14 protein-coding genes are annotated in these 16,371 nt (G+C 71.8%); 4 read left to right on the forward strand and 10 right to left on the reverse strand.

Translation table 11 applies throughout. The features are described from left to right. Positions 1–9: 9 nt before the first annotated feature. The gene (gene asnB, locus MQE23_RS02120; RefSeq protein ID WP_243378011.1) at positions 10–1,851 is read right to left on the reverse strand and encodes an asparagine synthase (glutamine-hydrolyzing); all 1,842 of its coding nucleotides are present in this window, start codon (positions 1,849–1,851) and stop codon (positions 10–12) included. A 285-nt stretch (positions 1,852–2,136) separates the two neighbouring features. On the opposite strand from asnB, the gene MQE23_RS02125 reads away from it, so the two are divergent. Both MQE23_RS02125 and MQE23_RS02130 read left to right on the forward strand, forming a co-directional pair. Continuing rightward, positions 2,137–3,231 (forward strand): chemotaxis protein, encoded by a 1,095-nt coding sequence (locus MQE23_RS02125; RefSeq protein ID WP_243378013.1) that lies wholly within the window; start codon positions 2,137–2,139, stop codon positions 3,229–3,231. Between the two features lie 271 nt (positions 3,232–3,502). Continuing rightward, on the forward strand, positions 3,503–4,906 hold the full coding sequence (locus MQE23_RS02130; RefSeq protein WP_243378015.1) for a SpoIIE family protein phosphatase: 1,404 nt from the start codon (positions 3,503–3,505) through the stop codon (positions 4,904–4,906). A 5-nt stretch (positions 4,907–4,911) separates the two neighbouring features. Here MQE23_RS02130 and MQE23_RS02135 read toward each other — a convergent pair whose 3' ends face one another. Continuing rightward, entirely contained in the window at positions 4,912–6,405 is a 1,494-nt protein-coding gene (locus tag MQE23_RS02135; RefSeq protein ID WP_020269335.1) for a hypothetical protein, read from the reverse strand. Positions 6,406–6,639: 234 nt separating this feature from the next. Between MQE23_RS02135 and MQE23_RS02140 the strand changes: the two genes are divergently transcribed. Then, on the forward strand, positions 6,640–7,779 hold the full coding sequence (locus MQE23_RS02140) for an aminoglycoside phosphotransferase family protein (protein ID WP_037666293.1): 1,140 nt from the start codon (positions 6,640–6,642) through the stop codon (positions 7,777–7,779). A gap of 78 nt (positions 7,780–7,857) precedes the next feature. Here the strand turns inward: MQE23_RS02140 and MQE23_RS02145 are convergent, their stop codons facing one another. From MQE23_RS02145 to MQE23_RS02180, 8 genes are all read right to left on the reverse strand, one after another. Further along, positions 7,858–8,355, reverse strand: a complete 498-nt coding sequence (locus tag MQE23_RS02145) for a hypothetical protein (protein ID WP_020269337.1) — start codon at positions 8,353–8,355, stop codon at positions 7,858–7,860. 70 nt (positions 8,356–8,425) lie between these two features. Next, on the reverse strand, positions 8,426–9,025 hold the full coding sequence (locus MQE23_RS02150; protein ID WP_020269338.1) for an ABATE domain-containing protein: 600 nt from the start codon (positions 9,023–9,025) through the stop codon (positions 8,426–8,428). Positions 9,026–9,065: 40 nt separating this feature from the next. Then, positions 9,066–9,968 (reverse strand): universal stress protein, encoded by a 903-nt coding sequence (locus tag MQE23_RS02155; RefSeq protein ID WP_243378016.1) that lies wholly within the window; start codon positions 9,966–9,968, stop codon positions 9,066–9,068. 185 nt (positions 9,969–10,153) lie between these two features. Further along, entirely contained in the window at positions 10,154–10,396 is a 243-nt protein-coding gene (locus MQE23_RS02160; RefSeq protein WP_010033039.1) for a DUF397 domain-containing protein, read from the reverse strand. 82 nt (positions 10,397–10,478) lie between these two features. Next, on the reverse strand, positions 10,479–11,645 hold the full coding sequence (locus tag MQE23_RS02165; RefSeq protein WP_243378017.1) for a thiolase domain-containing protein: 1,167 nt from the start codon (positions 11,643–11,645) through the stop codon (positions 10,479–10,481). Further along, positions 11,642–12,706: a thiolase domain-containing protein gene (locus MQE23_RS02170; RefSeq protein ID WP_243378018.1), complete on the reverse strand. Its 1,065-nt coding sequence runs from the start codon at positions 12,704–12,706 to the stop codon at positions 11,642–11,644. The genes MQE23_RS02165 and MQE23_RS02170 overlap by 4 nt, the downstream gene beginning before the upstream one ends. Next, positions 12,703–13,653: an OB-fold domain-containing protein gene (locus MQE23_RS02175; RefSeq protein WP_243378019.1), complete on the reverse strand. Its 951-nt coding sequence runs from the start codon at positions 13,651–13,653 to the stop codon at positions 12,703–12,705. The genes MQE23_RS02170 and MQE23_RS02175 overlap by 4 nt, the downstream gene beginning before the upstream one ends. A gap of 117 nt (positions 13,654–13,770) precedes the next feature. Continuing rightward, complete coding sequence (locus MQE23_RS02180) at positions 13,771–14,571, reverse strand: crotonase/enoyl-CoA hydratase family protein (RefSeq protein ID WP_243378021.1); 801 nt, start codon at positions 14,569–14,571, stop codon at positions 13,771–13,773. A 176-nt stretch (positions 14,572–14,747) separates the two neighbouring features. Between MQE23_RS02180 and MQE23_RS02185 the strand changes: the two genes are divergently transcribed. Beyond that, positions 14,748–16,367: an acyl-CoA synthetase gene (locus MQE23_RS02185; protein ID WP_243378022.1), complete on the forward strand. Its 1,620-nt coding sequence runs from the start codon at positions 14,748–14,750 to the stop codon at positions 16,365–16,367. Positions 16,368–16,371: the final 4 nt, after the last annotated feature.

A 16,371-nucleotide genomic window follows, 5' to 3' on the forward strand; every position in this document is an offset into this window, starting at 1 on the left:
ATCCCCCGGTCAGCCGAGTGAGACCTCGGGTGCGTAGAGGTCCAGCCACATCGCCAGGTCGAGGGTTCGTTCCAGGCCCCGGCGTGCGGCCTGGCTGCTCACGGGCGTGTCGCGGTGCGCGGCCTGCCGGAGCCGTTCGGGGTCGACGAGGTCGAAGACCGGGTGGTCCGGCTGTGCCAGGAGGTCCTTCGCCTGGTTCCGGAGGGCCACCGCGTACTTCGGGTCCTGCGTGGACGGGTAGGGGCTCTTGACCCGGTCGTACACGGACCGCGGGATCAGATCCGCGGTCGCCTCCCTGAGCAGGCTCTTCTCCCGGCCGTCGAAGGACTTAAGCGCCCAGGGCGCGTTGTACACGTACTCGACGAGCCGGTGGTCGCAGAACGGCACCCGGACCTCCAGGCCGACGGCCATGCTGGCGCGGTCCTTGCGGTCGAGCAGGATCCGTACGAACCGGGTCAGGTGCAGGTTGCTGATCCGCCGCATCCGGAACTCGAAGTCGCTCTCGCCGTCGAGGCGCTGCACACGGGCGACGGCGGAGCGGTAGCTGTCGGCGACGTAGGACTCCAGGTCCAGGGCCTTGACCAGCTCCGGGCGCAGGAGGTCGGCGTCGTCGCCGAAGTGCCGGCCGAGGCGCACCAGCCAGGGGAAGGTGTCGGCCTGGCGGGCCTCCTCGTCGAAGAACTGCTGGTAGCCGCCGAAGACCTCGTCGGCGGACTCGCCGGACAGGGCCACCGTGGACCGTTCGCGGATGGCCCGGAAGAGCAGGTAGAGCGAGGCGTCCATGTCGCCGAGGCCGGCGGGCAGGTCGCGGGCCCTGATCACCTTCTCCCGTACGCCGGGGTCGGCGAGGGCCTGCGCGTCCAGCACGATGTCCTGGTGATCGGTGCCGGCGTCCCGGGCCACGTCGTGCACGAAGGGGGTGTCGGGGGTGGCGCGCAGGTCGTCGGCGACGAAGTTGTCGGCCTGGCCCGCGAAGTCGACGGCGAAGCTGCGGACCCGCTCGCCGTGCGCGGCGAGCTGCCGGGCGGCGAGCGCCGTCATGGCGGAGGAGTCGAGGCCGCCGGAGAGCAGGGTGCAGCGGGGTACGTCGGCGACGAGCTGGCGGCGCACGATGTCGTCGAGGAGCGAGCGGACGGTGGCGACGGTGGTGTCGCGGTCGTCGGTGTGGGGCCGTGTGCGCAGCTCCCAGTAGACGCGCTGGCGCACGCCGGTGCGGTCGACGGTGACGACGGTGCCGGGCTCGACCTCGCGCATGCCCTCCCACACGGCGTGTCCGGGGGTCTTGACCATGGTGAACAGCTCGCGCAGGCCGTCGAGGCCGACGCGTCGGCGGGCCAGCGGGTTGGCGAGGATCGCCTTGGGCTCGGAGCCGAACAGGACGCCGTCGGGAGTGGGGTGGTAGTAGAGGGGCTTGATGCCCATGCGGTCGCGGATCAGCAGGAGCCGGTCGGTGCGGCCGTCCCAGACGGCGAAGGCGTACATGCCGTTCAGGCGCTCGGCGACGGCGTCGCCCCATTCGAGGTAGCCGCGCAGGACGACCTCGGTGTCGGAGTCGGTGGTGAAACGGTGGCCGCGGGCGGTGAGCTCACCGCGCAGTTCGGTGAAGTTGTAGGCCTCGCCCGAGTAGACGAGGGCGACGGTGCCGTGCGGGGTGGCGGCGGTCATGGGCTGGCGGCCGCCGGGCAGGTCGATGATCGCGAGCCTGCGGTGTCCGAGGCCGACGGGCCCCTCGGTCCAGACGCCGCGGTCGTCCGGGCCGCGGCAGGCCATCGTCTCGGTCATCGCGTCCAGGGTCGCCGCCTCGGCACTCAGGTCGCGGTCGAAGGAGACCCAGCCGGTGATGCCGCACATGCGCATACCTCCCGCAAATCAGTTGTATGAGCCATCTATATTTCGAGCGTGTTACGCCCACGGCCACAGGTCAACTCGCCCGGGCCGCGAGCGACCCCGGCCACCCCTCAAATCCAGCCGCACTTTGCACGCGCAATATCCGCGGATCCGCCGCACCACGGGGGACCCCCCGTCGAAAACCGGCCAGCGGCAAAAACTTCCCCAACTCCCGGACGGCGAAGCCTCGACAGGAGGGTGCAGATTGCCCCGAATGCCCTCATGCTGAATTCGCTCTATCGTTCTGTCATGGAGCACGTTCTGAGTCCCGCGACCCTTGCCGAGCTGCGGCGCCCGCGCCCCTACCCCGCGGTCTCCGTGCTGACGCCGACCCACCGGCGCGATCCCTACAACGCCCAGGACCAGGTCCGGCTGCGCAATCTGGTGGCCGAGGCCAAGCGGCAGCTGGAGGCCGATCCGGCGGTCAGCCGCGAACGACGGGCCGAGGTCGCCCACCACCTCGACGAGGCCCTGTCCGAGGTCGATCTGACACACGCCGAGGACGGCCTGGTGATCTTCGCCGCCTCCGGTGAGCACCAGGTGTGGTCGCTCGCCCGGTCCGTGCCCGAACGCGTGGTGCTCTCGGACACCTTCCTCACCCGCAACCTCGTCTCCGCCCAGACGGCGGAGCGGCCGTTCTGGGTGCTGTCGCTCTCCGCCGACCGCGCGACCCTGTGGAACGGCGGCGTCGACCGCGTCGTCGAGCAGCGCGCCGACGGCTTCCCGCTGACCCGCCGTGTGGAGAACTTCGACCCGGAACGACAGGAGCGGATCGGCGACCTGCCGAGCGCCTTCCGGGAGGAGCGCACCCGCCAGTTCCTGCGCGAGACCGACACCGCGATGAGCACCGTCCTGCGTGAGCACCCGCGACCGCTGTACGTCACCGGTCCGCCGGCCGCCCTCGCCCTGCTGGACGAGGTCGGCAGCGCCACCAAGAAAGCGGTGCACGTCCCGCACGGCGGTCTCGCACACGGGACGCCCGAGTCCGTGTGGCAGGCCATCCGGCCGGCGATCGAGACGGAGGCCCGCAAGGACACGGACGCCGTGGCCCGCGCCCTCGAAACGGCCCGCGGACGACGGGAGTTCGCCGCCGGTGTCGACGAGCTCTGGCAGAGCGCCCGGGACGGGCGTGTCCGGCTGCTGGCGGTCGAGGAGAACTACCGCGTGACGGTCAGCGACGCCGGGGACCATCTGATCCTCGCCGAGAGCGCCGGCCTCGAGTCCCGTGAGGACATCGTGGACGAGATCGTCGAGCAGTGCCTGGAGACGGGAGCCGACGTCCGCTTCGTACCGGACGGCACACTCGCCGAGGCGGACGGTATCGCCGGCGTCCTGCGGTACTGAAACCTTCGAACACAGGACCGTCGAACACGCGCGGCAATCGCGTGGCGCCCTTCCGACGGATCGTCAAACTCCCTGTGTAATCTACGACTTGACCCTCTGGAGGACCTGCTCCACACCTACCTCGGAGTAACTCCGTGAGACTGTGGCATATGCCAGAAGCACCACCGTATCGTGTGTTGCCGAATCCCTTACAGGGCGTCGCGGGCTGTGCAACAGTCGTAACGGTCCCTCCGTCCGCCTTGGTCGAACCGTCCCCGCATCGGAGTGCGTCATGCCGTCCCACCTCTCCGCGGACCGCCCAGCCGCCCAGCCGCCCGGACGCGGCTCGGTCGACGCGCTGATATCGCAGACGCGGCGGCTCAAGGGCGACGTGGACGCCGTGCGGCGCGACGCCGAGGAGAAAGCGGACCACCCTCGAGGACGCTGGCAGCGCGCCCTGTACGACCTGGCCCTGCACCAGCTCAACGACCTCGACGAACACCTGGCCCAGCTGCGGGACGGACCCCTGCCCACGGCAGCCCCGGAGCTCGCCGTGCCCGCACCCGGCTCACTGCTCAGCCGGGTCGGCAGCGCCGAGTGGAACCTGCTGACGGACGAGGCCAGTTGGTCCGGGGAGCTCTACCGGATCCTGGGCCGCGACCCCGCCGCTCCCCCGCTCACCCTCGACGAGCTGCCGTCCCTGGTGCTCGACGAGGACCGGCCGAAGCTGACGACGATGGTCACGAACTGCCTCGTCGACGCCCGGCCCATCGACGGCGAGTTCCGCATCGCACGCCAGGGCGGCGACGTACGCACCGTGCACATGATGGGCGAACCGGTACTCGACACTGACGGCAGCACCGCCTCGATGTGGGCCGTGCTGCGGGACGTCAGCGAACTGCGCCGCAGCCAGCGGGTGGTGAGCGAGACCCGTGACTCGCTCCCCGACCAGCGGCAGGACGCGCGGACCGAGCACCGGCTCGCGGTCGAGTTGCAGGAGGCCGTGCTGCCGCCGTGGCTCGGCTCCCTGCGGCTCCCGCACCGGGGTCCCAGGACCCTCGACCTCGCGGCCCGGCGCCTGTCGGCGTCCACGCACACACTGATCGGCGGCGACTGGTACGACGCGCTCGAACTGACCGACGGCGAGACCCTCCTCAGCGTCGGCGACCTCACCGGACACGGCGTCGGTGTCACGTCGAACATGACGATGCTGCTCGGCGCCGTACGCGGCATGGCGATGGCCGGCGCCCCTCCCGGGCAGCTGATGGCCTGGCTGAACCAGTTACTCGACGCCACCGTGCAACCCGCCCTCGGCAGCGCCGTCTGCTGCCGCTACCGCCCCGGGACCCGCACACTGGTGTGGGCGCAGGCCGGGCACCCCGCCCCGCTGCTGTTCCGCGACGGGACGGGGCGGGTCCTGGGCGCACCGGACGGCGTCCTCCTCGGCGCGACCTCGGGCGCCGTGTACGGGCAGGCCGAAGAGACCCTCGAGGTCGGCGATCTGCTGCTCCTGCACACCGACGGGCTGGTACCCGGGCACACCGGAACGGCCGCCGCGAACCTCCTCCTCGACCTGGCGCCGCGGCTGACCGGGACCGCCACCGCGCAGGACTGCCTGCGGACGGTGGTCCAGGAGTTCGGCGAGTGCGAGCGCGCGGACAACGCCTGCGTGCTGGTCGCCAAGATCACGTCATAGGAAACTCAGGCCTGTGCGTGGTTGCCGCTCCTGCCCTTCGTCTTCGGCAGGGCGAGCTTGATCTCCTCCCGCAGCTCCTGGATCTTCGGGTAGCCGGAATACTGGGCGGTGAGCCGGTACATCTGGCGCAGCCGGTCCCAGGTGCGGTGGGAGGAGTTGGAGCCCATCGACACCAGCGCCAGTCGCGCATACCGGTCGGCCTGTTCGGGGTCGTCCGCGATGAAGCACGCCGAGGCCATCGACAGATAGTCGAAGATCTTCGAGCGCTGCCGGCCGTCGACCCGCAGGGCGAGCGCCTTCTCCGCGTAGTGCTGGGCATGCGCGGCTGCACCCGGCTCGAACTCGGCGAGCGTGCGGTAGGCCAGGGCCTGCATGCCGTAGAGGTCCTCCTCCTTGAAGGTCTGCATCCAGTCCGGCGGCGGCACGTCGGCCTTGTCGGAGACGAACAGGTCCTCGGCCTGCCCGAGCGTGCGGCGCATGGCCTGGCCCTTGCCCATGGAGGCCTGTGCCCAGGCCTCGATGGTGCAGAGCATCGCCCGGGTGCGGGGCAGCACCTCGTCGCCGGAGCCGGACGTGGCGAGCTTCATCAGGTCCAGGGCCTCGTCCGGCTTGCCCAGGTGCACCATCTGGCGGGCCGCACGGGAGAGCGCCTCGCCCGCGCGGGGCCGGTCCCCGCCCTCTCTGGCCGCGTGCGCGGCGATGACGAAGTACTTCTGGGCCGTGGGCTCCAGGCCGACGTCGTGCGACATCCAGCCCGCGAGGACGGCCAGGTTGGCGGCGACGCCCCACAGGCGCCGCTGGAGATGGGGTGGGTGACGGTAGGCGAGCATCCCGCCCACCTCGTTGAGCTGGCCCACCACGGCCTTGCGCTGGAGCCCGCCGCCGCGGGCCGCGTCCCAGGCACGGAACACCTCGACCGAGCGCTCCAGTTCCTCGATCTCCTGCGACCCGATGGGGGCGGCCTCGTAGCGGTCGAACCCGGCGGGGTCGGCGTGCAGGGGATGGTCGAGGTCGGGTGCGTCGGCAGCCAGGGCAGGGTCGGTGTGCAGCCAGTCGTACATGGCGCTGCTGAGTGCGGATCCCGCGGCGAGCGCGGCGCCCGCGCCCACCAAGCCGCGTCGGTTGAGCATGAGGTCCATTCCCGTGAATTCGGTGAGGACCGCGGCGGTCCGCTCGGGCGCCCACGGCACTCCGTCGGGAGACTCCGCACTCCCGCCGCCCTGCCGCTTCCCCGCACGCCCGTGCCGGACCAGACCGAGGTCCTCGATGGTCACGACACGGCCGAGACGCTCGGTGAACAGAGCCGCCAGCACCCGCGGCACCGGATCGCGCGGGATCTCTCCCATGTCGATCCACCGCCGCACCCGGGAGGTGTCGGTCGCCAGCTGGGGATGGCCCATGGCCGCCGCCTGCCGGTTGACCAGCCTCGCGAGTTCGCCCTTGGACCAGCCGGCCAGGCCGAACAGGTCCGAGAGCCGGGTGTTGGGTTGTCCGCTCACGTCAAGCCCCCAGGTTCTCGGCTGAGTTGACAGTAGCCCGGGGAGACTTGCCGGGCGACTATTCGCCAGGGTTCGCCAGGGTGCGCCAGATGGTGTGCCACTGGTCATCGGGTGTCAGGTAGGAACGCGCCACCCCGACCCGGTCGCCGCAGGGACATTCCCCAGGGTGCTCCCGGGAGTCCGGGCCGGGTGGTGCGCTGTCGTCGCAGGCACACGAAGGGATCTGTTTCGCCCATGTACGCAGCATCGTCCTCCGTGTCCGCACCGCCCCGGTCGCTGCACCCCCGTCCCACGGACAGCGGCCCCTACCTCGCCCCCGCGCGGCCGGCGGCCCCCGTGCTCGGTGCGGGCAGGGCACGGCGCGGCGCGGTACTCGGCACCCAACCGCTCAGCGGGAGACTCGACTTGTCCGGCCCCCAGGGCGCGCAGCTGCGCACGGCGATCGCGTCGGTGCACCGCATCTGCCCGGAGTTCGCCCCGGTGCAGGTCCTGCGCCGCAACGGGCGGTCCGTGCTCCTGGTCGGCACCACCGGTCGCAGCTCGGCCGTCGCCAAGTGTTTACTGGACCACTCCCCCGCCTGGTCCGAGCGGATCCGCCACGAGATAGCGGCGTACCGCTCGTTCGTCCGGCACCGCCCTCCGGTGCGGGTGCCGAGACTGATCGCGGCGGACCCGGACAACTGCACACTGGTGATCGAGCGGATGCCGGGGCGGGTGGCCGCGCTCCAGCGGCACCCGGCCGAGGCACCGCCGCGGGCGGACATCAGGGCGGCACTCGGCGCGATCTGCCGGCTGAACGCCTGGCGGCCGCCGGCGGGCACGTTCGACGCCCCGCTGGACTACGCGGCCCGGATCTCGCGGTACCACGAGCTGGGCCTGCTCACCGACCGGGACCTGGGTGATCTCCAGAAGCTGCTGCACGGCATCGCGCAGGCGGCCGGGCGGCAGGGCATGGGCCAGTTCTGCCACGGCGACGCACTGTTGTCGAACATCCTCCTGTCACCGGCCGGTCCAGTGCTGGTGGACTGGGAGCACGCGGGCTGGTATCTGCCGGGGTACGACCTGGCGACGCTGTGGTCGGTGCTCGGGGACGCACCGGTCGCCCGTCGCCAGATCAGCCAGATCGCCCAGTCGGCGGGCCCGGCGTCCAGGGACGCCTTCCTGGTGAACCTGATGCTGGTGCTGACCCGGGAGATCCGTAGGTACGAGACGGCCGTGCAGCGTTCGATGCACGACGCGACCCCGGCGGCACCGGGTACGGCCCACCCTGGTGCTGCGCCGTCCGGCGAGGAGCAGCGGCTGCTGCTGCGGCGGCTGCACGACGACTGCCAGATGGCCCGGCGGGCCGTGCGCGCGGCGGTCGGCACTCGCTGACGGGGACGAAGGGGCCGCTGTGTGCCTGGCCAGGCGCACAGCGGCCCTTTTCGTGTCTGCGGCGTACCGCCCGTCGGCTCAGCCCTGCTGGAACAGCTCCGCGGGCAGCGGTTTGAGGAGGGCGTACAGGTCGTCCGTGATGGGGCGGTCCCAGGCGGCGATGGTCACCAGGACGTTGTCGCTGCGGTCGAACTGCACGCAGGAGATGCGGCCCTCGGAGAGCTTGACGCGGCGCACGATCAGGAGGTTGTCGCCCTGCATCACCGGCACGTCCTCTGTGCCGACGACGGTGATCTCCTCGTCGTTCTCCAGTGCCAGCAGCAGCTGTCCCACCTCGAAGGGGACCTGTCCCTCGGGGACCTCGCGGGCCGGGGAGCCCTCCGGCAGGTTACCGATGATCATCGCGGGGCCGCGGCCGCCGAACAGGTCGTAACGCAGGAAGACGCCCTGGCAGGTGCCGTCGGGAGCGGGCAGCAGTCCCGCACCGAGGTTGCCGGGCCAGTCGCCCGGGTCCATGGCCAGTACGTCGAAGTCGGGCCCGGCGGGCGTGGCGCTGCGGCGGCGGAGGAACGACATGTCGCCATGGTACGTGGCCCGGCCTGCGAAGTGCCGCCCGGGCGACGACCCGATCGGGCCCAGCAGTGCCTCAGGCCGTCGTCCGGTGCCGTTGGTGGTGGCGGGCCACCCGGGCGCGGTTGCCGCAGGAGGGTTTGCACCACTCCTGGCGCGGATGGTCCTTGAGGAAGTACCGCACACAGCGGGGCGCGTGGCAGGCCCGCAGCCGGTCGCGGTCGGGGCTCGCGAGGAACGCGATCACAGCCTGGGCGAGGGCGGACGTCAGGTCGTCGCCGCCGCGTACGGGCTGGTGACGGACGTCGGGTCCGGTGCCCTCGGGCCAGTCCAGGACGGGCACGGTGGGGGTGCGGGCGGCAGCCTCGTTGAGGCGCCGTACGGCTTCGGGTACGGGCAGGAGACGGGCCGCGTCGGCGGGGCTCGGCTCGCCGGGGCGCACGGCGCGGGCGAAGAGGGCGCGGACGGCGGCCCGCAGGTCAAGGACGGCGGCGAACTGCGCGGCGTCGGCGGTGAAACGGCCGGCGTCCGGCAGGACCTCGGGGTGTGCCCGGACCCAGGCCGTCAGGCCCGCCGGGTCGGTCAAGTCGTCGGCGACACCGCCGTTGCCGTCGTGCCGGAGGGTGAGGGCCAGGTCCAGGGCGAGCCGGGCGTCCCTGCTGATCGGTTCCCGCATGGGGCTAATGATAGGCCTGCCGGTATCCATTACCGCGGGGTCAGTCCTCCGGCGGTGCCGGCGGGACCACCGCGACGGGGCTCGCGGCGTGCAGCAGGACGGCGTGGGTGACCGAGCCCATCATGCGGGCGGGTGCCAGCAGGTGCCGCCGGTGACGGCCCACGACGACGAGGTCGGCGCCCGGGGAGGCCGCCACGAGGTGTCCGGCGGCGTCGCCCGCCGCCGGAACGGTCTCGGCCGTGACGTCGGGGTGCCGTTCGCGGTAGGGGGCGAGGAATCCCTCGGCGAGGACCCGGGTCTCGTCCTGGATGACGTCCTGGTCGACGATCGGCGGGGGCAGTTCGCCGGGCATCATCCAGGGCTGCGCGGGCCACGGGTAGGCGGCGACCGCCTGGAGCCGGGCGCCGCGCCGCGCTGCCTCGGCGAAGGCGAACTCGAGCGTGGCCTCGTCGGGGCCGTCCACCTTCAGACCGACCACCACGCGCGAGCCGGGACCGGTCCCCGCCTCGCCGTGGACCTCGCGTCCGGGCCGGGGCACCACCACGACGGGGCACTCGGCATCGCGGGCGGCGGCCATGCCGTTGGAGCCGAGCAGCAGACTGGCGAAGCCGCCGCGCCCCCGGGAGCCGAGAACCAGCAGCTGGGCGGAAGAGCCCAGTTCGGGCAGGACGGCGCCGGGGGCGCCCTCCAGAGCGAGGTACTCCGTGTCGGGCCGGGCGGGGAGGCTCTCCACGTGGGCGCGGACCCGGTCGAGCACCGGGTCGTCCTGCGGGTCCGCGGGTTCGGCGGCGAGCACCTCGGGCTGCGCCCAGTGGGCGTACTGGCGTACATGCACCGCACGCAGGGGTGCCGAACGCCGGCGGGCCGCGTCGAGGGCCCACTCCAGGGCGCGCAGGCTGTCGTCCGAGCCGTCGACCGCCGCGATGACCGGCAGGGTGCTCATGGGATCCTCGCCTTCCGGGATACGACCGTCCCTCCGGGGCCAGCCTGGCTCAGGCGCGGGCCCGGGGAGGAAGTCTCAGGTCGCGTGTCCGGAAACGCGGGCGGAACACCCCCGGATCGGCCGTGGGGTCACGGCCGGTCCGGGACCGTTTCCGGGGTGCCGCGGCGAGGGCGCGCGGCCTCGCCTCAGGTGAGGTCGAACTCCCCTTCCCGCGCTCCCGACACGAAGGCGCCCCACTCGGCGGGCGTGAAGATCAGGGAGGGGCTCTCCGGGCGGGCACTGTTCCGCATGGCGATGAAGCCCTCGACGAAGGCGATCTGGACATCCCCCCGCCCCCGGCTGCTGGACTGCCACTGTGCGTTGGTGAGGTCCAGCTCCGGCTTGTCCCAGCCCGTGAGCGGGCGCTGCTGGGTGGTGGTCTCGGCCACGTCCGTGCTCCTCCCGATTCGTCGTCCGCGGCCAGCCTAGCGATCGTGTCCCATGGCCGACAGGGCACGTGAGGGGGACCTTTCAGGAGTCCGGGGGCTCGGCTCCCACGAGCCACATGGAGAAGAACTGCGAGCCGCCGCCGTAGGCGTGCCCGAGGACCCTGCGGGCGCCGTCCACCTGGTGTTCCCCGGCCTGTCCGCGCACCTGGAGCGCCGCCTCCGCGAAGCGGATCATGCCGGAGGCGCCGATGGGGTTGGTGGACAGCACGCCGCCCGACATGTTGACGGGCAGGTCACCGTCCAGTTCGGTCACGCCCGCCTCGGTGAGCTTCCACCCTTCGCCCTCACCGGCGAAGCCCAGGTTCTCCAGCCACATCGGCTCGTACCAGGAGAACGGGACGTAGACCTCGGCGCCGTCGATCTCGCGGCGGGGGTCGGTGATCCCGGCCTGCCGGTAGACGTCGGCCGCGCAGTCCCGGCCGGCCTGCGGGGAGACGAAGTCCTTGCCGGCGAAGAGCGTCGGCTCGCTGCGCATCGCGCCGCCCAGCATCCAGGCGGGCGGTCGCGGTGCCCGGGCGGCTCCGGCGCGGTCGGTGAGGATCATGGCGCAGGCGCCGTCGGAGGAGGGGCAGGTCTCCGAGTAGCGGACCGGGTCCCACAGCATGGGCGAGGCCATGACCTTGTCGAGGGTGATGTCGTGCTCGTGCAGGTGGGCATAAGGGTTCTTCAGGGCGTTGCGGCGGTCCTTGTAGGCGACCAGGGCGCCGATCGTCTCGGGGGCGCCGCTGCGCCGCATGTAGGCGCGGATGTGCGGGGCGAAGAACCCGCCGGCTCCCGCGAGGAGGGGCTGTTGGAAGGGGATGGGCAGGGACAGGCCCCACATGGCGTTCGACTCGGACTGCTTTTCGAAGGCGAGGGTGAGGACGGTGCCGTGGACGCGGGCCGCGACGAGGTTCGCGGCGACGAGCGCGGTGGATCCGCCGACCGAGCCCGCGGTGTGCACCCGGAGCATGGGTTTGCCGACGGCGCCGAGCGCGTCGGCGAGGTACAGCTCCGGCATCATGACGCCCTCGAAGAAGTCGGGCGCCTTGCCGATCACGACCGCGTCGACGTCGGCCCACGTCAGCTCGGCGTCGTCCAGGGCCCGGCGGGCCGCCTCCCGGACGAGTCCCGCGAGGGACACGTCCCGGCGTGCCGCGACGTGCTTGGTCTGGCCGACGCCGACGACGGCCACGGGCTCCTTGCTCATCGGGGCTCCCCTTCGAGTACGGCGACCAGGTTCTGCTGGAGGCAGGGGCCGGAGGTGGCGTGGGCGAGGGCGCGGTCGGACGCGCCGCGGTGGATGCGGGCGGCGGCTTCTCCGATGCGGATGAGACCGGCGGCCATGATCGGGTTGGCGGCGAGGGCGCCGCCGGAGGGGTTGACGACGACGCCGTCGTCGAGGCGGAGGGCCTTGCGCAGGACGATCTCCTGGGCGGTGAAGGGCGCGTGCAGCTCGGCGGTGTCGACGGGCCGTTCGAAGGCGCCGGCCCGTTCGGCGGCCAGGCGGGTGGAGGGCGAGTCGGTCAGGTCGCGCACGCCGAGGCCGTGTGCCTCGATGCGGTGGTCGATGCCGCGGATCCAGGCGGGGCGTGCGCACAGGTCGCGGGCCCGGTCGCCCGCCGCGAGGATCACGGCGGCGGCGCCGTCGCCGATGGGCGGGCAGTCGCCGGTGCGCAGGGGCCGCACGAGGTGGTCGCCCTGCGGCACACTGTGGCGCAGCTGGGCGTGGGGGTTGGCCGCCGCGTTCTCCCGGTTGCGGGCGGCTACGGCCGCGAGCGCCGGTTCGTCGGTGTCGCCGGTGTCGATGAGGGCCTGTGCCTGGAGGGCGGCGAGCGCCACGGAGTCGGGCCACAGGGGTGCGACGTAGTACGGGTCGAGCTGGCGGGTGAGGACGTCGCGGACCGAGCCGGGCGAGGACTTGCCGTACGCGTAGACCAGGGCGGTGTCGGCGTCACCGGTGAGGAGTTTGGTCCAGGCCTCGTACAGGGCCCAGGCGCCGTCCATCTCGACGTGCGACTCGGAGATGGGCGGCCAGGCGCCGACGCCGTCGAGGGCGAGGGTGAAGGAGAAGGCGCGGCCGGCGAGGTAGTCGCTGGAGCCGGAGCAGGTGAAGTCGATGTCGGCGGTCTTCAGGCCGGTCCGGTCGAGGACCTCGTGCAGCACCGGCATGAGCATCTCCACCTCGGAGAGCTCGTCGCTGGTGCGCCGGTGGACGGTCTGGGCGAAGGCGACGACGGCGATCTCGCGGTCCCCCGGTGCGCTCGTCACAGCAGCTCCTTGTAGGTGTCGTAGTCCGCGTCCGGTTCGCCGGTGGGCCGGTAGTGGTCGGGATAGCGGCCGCCCTCGGTCCACACGGGCTCGACGCGCAGCCCCATGCGGACCTCGTCGTACGGGATGCCGCCGATACGGCCGTGCAGGGCGAGGTCCGCGCCGTCGAGAGCGATGTGGGCGTAGACGTAGGGCACCTCGATGTCGAGATTCGCCGTATGCGCAGCCTTGATGTTGACGATGCAGAACGTGGTCACTGTGCCGCGCGGCCCCACCTCGACCTGTTCGGATGTGGCCACCCCACATGTGGGACACGCACCCCTCGGAGGGACGTACACCTTCCGGCAGGACGGGCAGCGCTCACCGACGGTCCGCCGGCCGCCGAGGGCGTTGATGTAGGCGGTCTGGGCGCGCCCTGGCGAGTAGGTGTAGTCGAGGCGGGCGGCGGCGACGATGCCGGTGACAGGGTCCTCGAACTCGCCCGCGTGGACGGTGAGGGTGGAGACCTCTCCGTCGTACGGCTCGAAGCAGGCGATGTCCGTGATGGCACCGGTGCGTTCCTCGGCCCAGCGGACGCGGACGCGCATGCCGGTGTGGACGACGTCGGGGCCGGGGGCGTCGAGGGCGTGCAGGAGGGCAGTGTCGGCGCCATCGAGTTGCACCAGGACCCAGGCGAAGGGCGTGTCCAGGGGCTGGCCTCGGCGAGGTTCGTGATTCCAGGCCCAGGTGGTGACGGTGCCCGTGGGACCGACGTGGACGAGGTCGCGGATCTCCTCGGCGGTGACGGGGTCGTATTCGACGGGCGGGACCAGGATACGGCCGTCGCGGGTCTTGACCCCGAGGATCACACGTTCCCGCAGACCGGTCAGGAAGGCACCCTGGACGGGCCCGAGGGAGCGGGTGAAGGGAAATTCGACGACAAGCGGCGCCTTGAGAACTGCGGACATTGAGGGCCTGCCTCCTTCGAATCGGCGTGCACGGGGCGCGCCCCTCAGGGGCGCGGGGAACTGCGCGCTCAGCCACCGACGACCCGCAGCTCTGAACCGGCCAAAGCCGGCGCAGCGCTACGCGCGCTTGTAGAGGGGCGGTCGCTTCTCCGCGAAGGCGCGGGCGCCCTCCTTGGCGTCGGCGGTGTCGAAGACCGGCCAGCCGCGGGTGAGTTCGGCCGCGAGACCGTCGGACTCGGTCATCTCGGCGGTCTCGTAGACGGAGGCCTTGACGGCCTCGACGGCCAGGGGGCCGCAGGAGTTGATCAGCTCAGCGATCTCCAGTGCCTTGGCGAACGCCGTGCCGTCGGGGACGACATGGCCGACCAGGCCGATGGCTGCGGCCTCGCGGGCGCTGTAGGGGCGGCCGGTGAGGAGCATCTCCAGGGCGTGGGTGCGCGGGATCTGGCGTGGCAGCCGGACCGTGGATCCGCCGATGGGAAACAGGCCGCGCCGCACCTCGAACAGGCCGAAGGTCGCGGACTCGCCTGCGACGCGGATGTCGGTGCCCTGGAGCATCTCGGTGCCGCCCGCGACGCAGTAGCCCTCGACGGCCGCGATCACCGGCTTGCGCGGGCGGTGGTGACGCAGCATCGCCTTCCAGTGCAGGTCGGGGTCGGCCTTGAGCCGGTCGCGGTACTCCTCGCCCGCCATGCCGTCGCCGGCGAGGGCCTTGAGGTCCATGCCCGAGCAGAACGTGCCGCCCGCGCCGGTGAACACGATCGAGCGCACCGAGTCGTCCGCGTCGGCCTCCAGCCAGCCGTCGTAGAGGCCGACGAGCATCGGCAGCGAGAGCGCGTTCCTGGCTTCGGGCCTGTTGAGCGTGAGCACCAGTGTGGCGCCTTCGCGCTGCACGGTGAGGTGTTCCGTCCCACCCATGGCCAACTCCCCTCTCGTGGAACGAGAACAGGTTGCAGTAGTGCGGGAGGCACTTCAAGGGTTTTCTGACAGACAGTCAGATTTCTTCGCGCGAGCCCTTCACAGTTGGACCGCCCTTTGCTCTGATGACCGGCGAACCGTCCGATGCCAGGCACGTCCCGGGGTCAGGAGGAGCGGTGGAGTACAACCTTGCCGACCTGTTCGAGTCGGTCGTCGACGTCGTTCCCGACCGTGAGGCGCTGGTGTACGTCGACCATCCGGGCACGGGCGCGGAGCGCCGTCTGACGTTCGCGGAGCTGGACGCTGCGGCCAACCGGGTCGGCCACCATCTGCTCGACAGCGGGATACGGCCCGGTGAGCACCTCGGGCTGCACCTTTACAACGGCGTGGAGTACCTCCAGACGGTGCTGGGCTGCCTGAAGGCGCGGATCGTCCCGGTCAACGTCAACTACCGGTACGTCGAAGAGGAATTGGTGTACCTCTACCGGGACGCGGACCTGGTGGCGCTCGTCTTCGACGCGGAGTTCACGGACCGGGTGGCGGCGGCGCGGCCCCGGACGGAGAGGCTGCGGCATCTGATCCGGGTGGGTGCACCTTCGCCGGGAGCCGCCGAGGTGCCCTGTGTGGAGTTCGCCCATGTGGACACCGCGGGGTCGCCCGAGCGCGGCTTCCCGGCCCGCTCGCCCGATGACCAGTTCATCATCTACACCGGCGGTACGACCGGCATGCCCAAGGGGGTGATGTGGCGGCAGGAGGATCTGTTCTTCGCGGGGCTCGGCGGGGGCGCTCCGACCGGTGAACCGGTGAAGAAGCCGGAGGAGCTCGCCGAGCGGGTCGCGGCCGGCGGCGCGGGGATCACCTTCTTCCCCACGGCGCCGCTGATGCACGGCACCTCCACCCTCACGGCGTTCATCGGCTTCAACTTCGGGCAGCGGGTGGTGATCCACCGCAAGTTCGTGCCGGAGGAGGTGCTGCGGACCGTGGAGAAGGAGAAGGTCAGCAGCATCTCGCTGGTGGGGGACGCGATGCTGAGGCCGCTCATCGACGCGCTGAGGGGGCCGCTGCGGGACATCGACCGCTCGTCGCTGTTCAGTGTGTCGTCGTCCGGCGCGATCATGTCGGACACGGTGCGGCGGCAGTTCCGGGAACTGGTGCCGAACGCCATGCTGCTGAACAACTTCGGCTCGTCGGAGTCCGGTTTCAACGGGACGGCGACCGAGGACTCGGGGCCCGAGCGGGGCTTCCGGGTGCGGGTCAACGCCCGTACGCAGGTGGTGGACCCGGTCACGTACGAACCGGTGGCGCCCGGCGAGGTGGGCAGGGTCGCCCAGTGCGGACACGTACCGCTCGGCTACTACAACGACCCGGCCAAGACCGCCGCCACCTTCTTCGAGAAGGACGGCGAGCGCTGGGTCCTGCTCGGCGACATGGCCACCGTCGACGAGGAGGGCGTGGTCACCGTCCTCGGCCGCGGCTCGCAGTGCATCAACACCGGCGGCGAGAAGGTGTACCCGGAGGAGGTCGAGCAGGCCCTCAAGTCCCACCCGGACGTCTACGACGCGCTGGTGGCCGGGGTGCCTGACCCTCAGTGGGGCCACCATGTGGCAGCGGTGGTGCAGGTGCGGGAGGGCGCAGCGCGCCCGTCGCTGGAGGAGATCCAGAGCCACTGCCGGGACCGGCTGGCCGGATACAAGATCCCGCGGCAACTGGTGATAGCGCAGGCCATCCAGCGGTCGCCGAGCGGCAAGGCGGACTACCGGTGGGCGCGGGAGGTGGCGGTCGCCGCGGACCGCTGAACCA

Origin of the sequence: Streptomyces sp. HP-A2021 (genome assembly GCF_022807935.1) — a bacterium.
Taxonomy (GTDB): Bacteria; Actinomycetota; Actinomycetes; order Streptomycetales; family Streptomycetaceae; genus Streptomyces; species Streptomyces afghaniensis.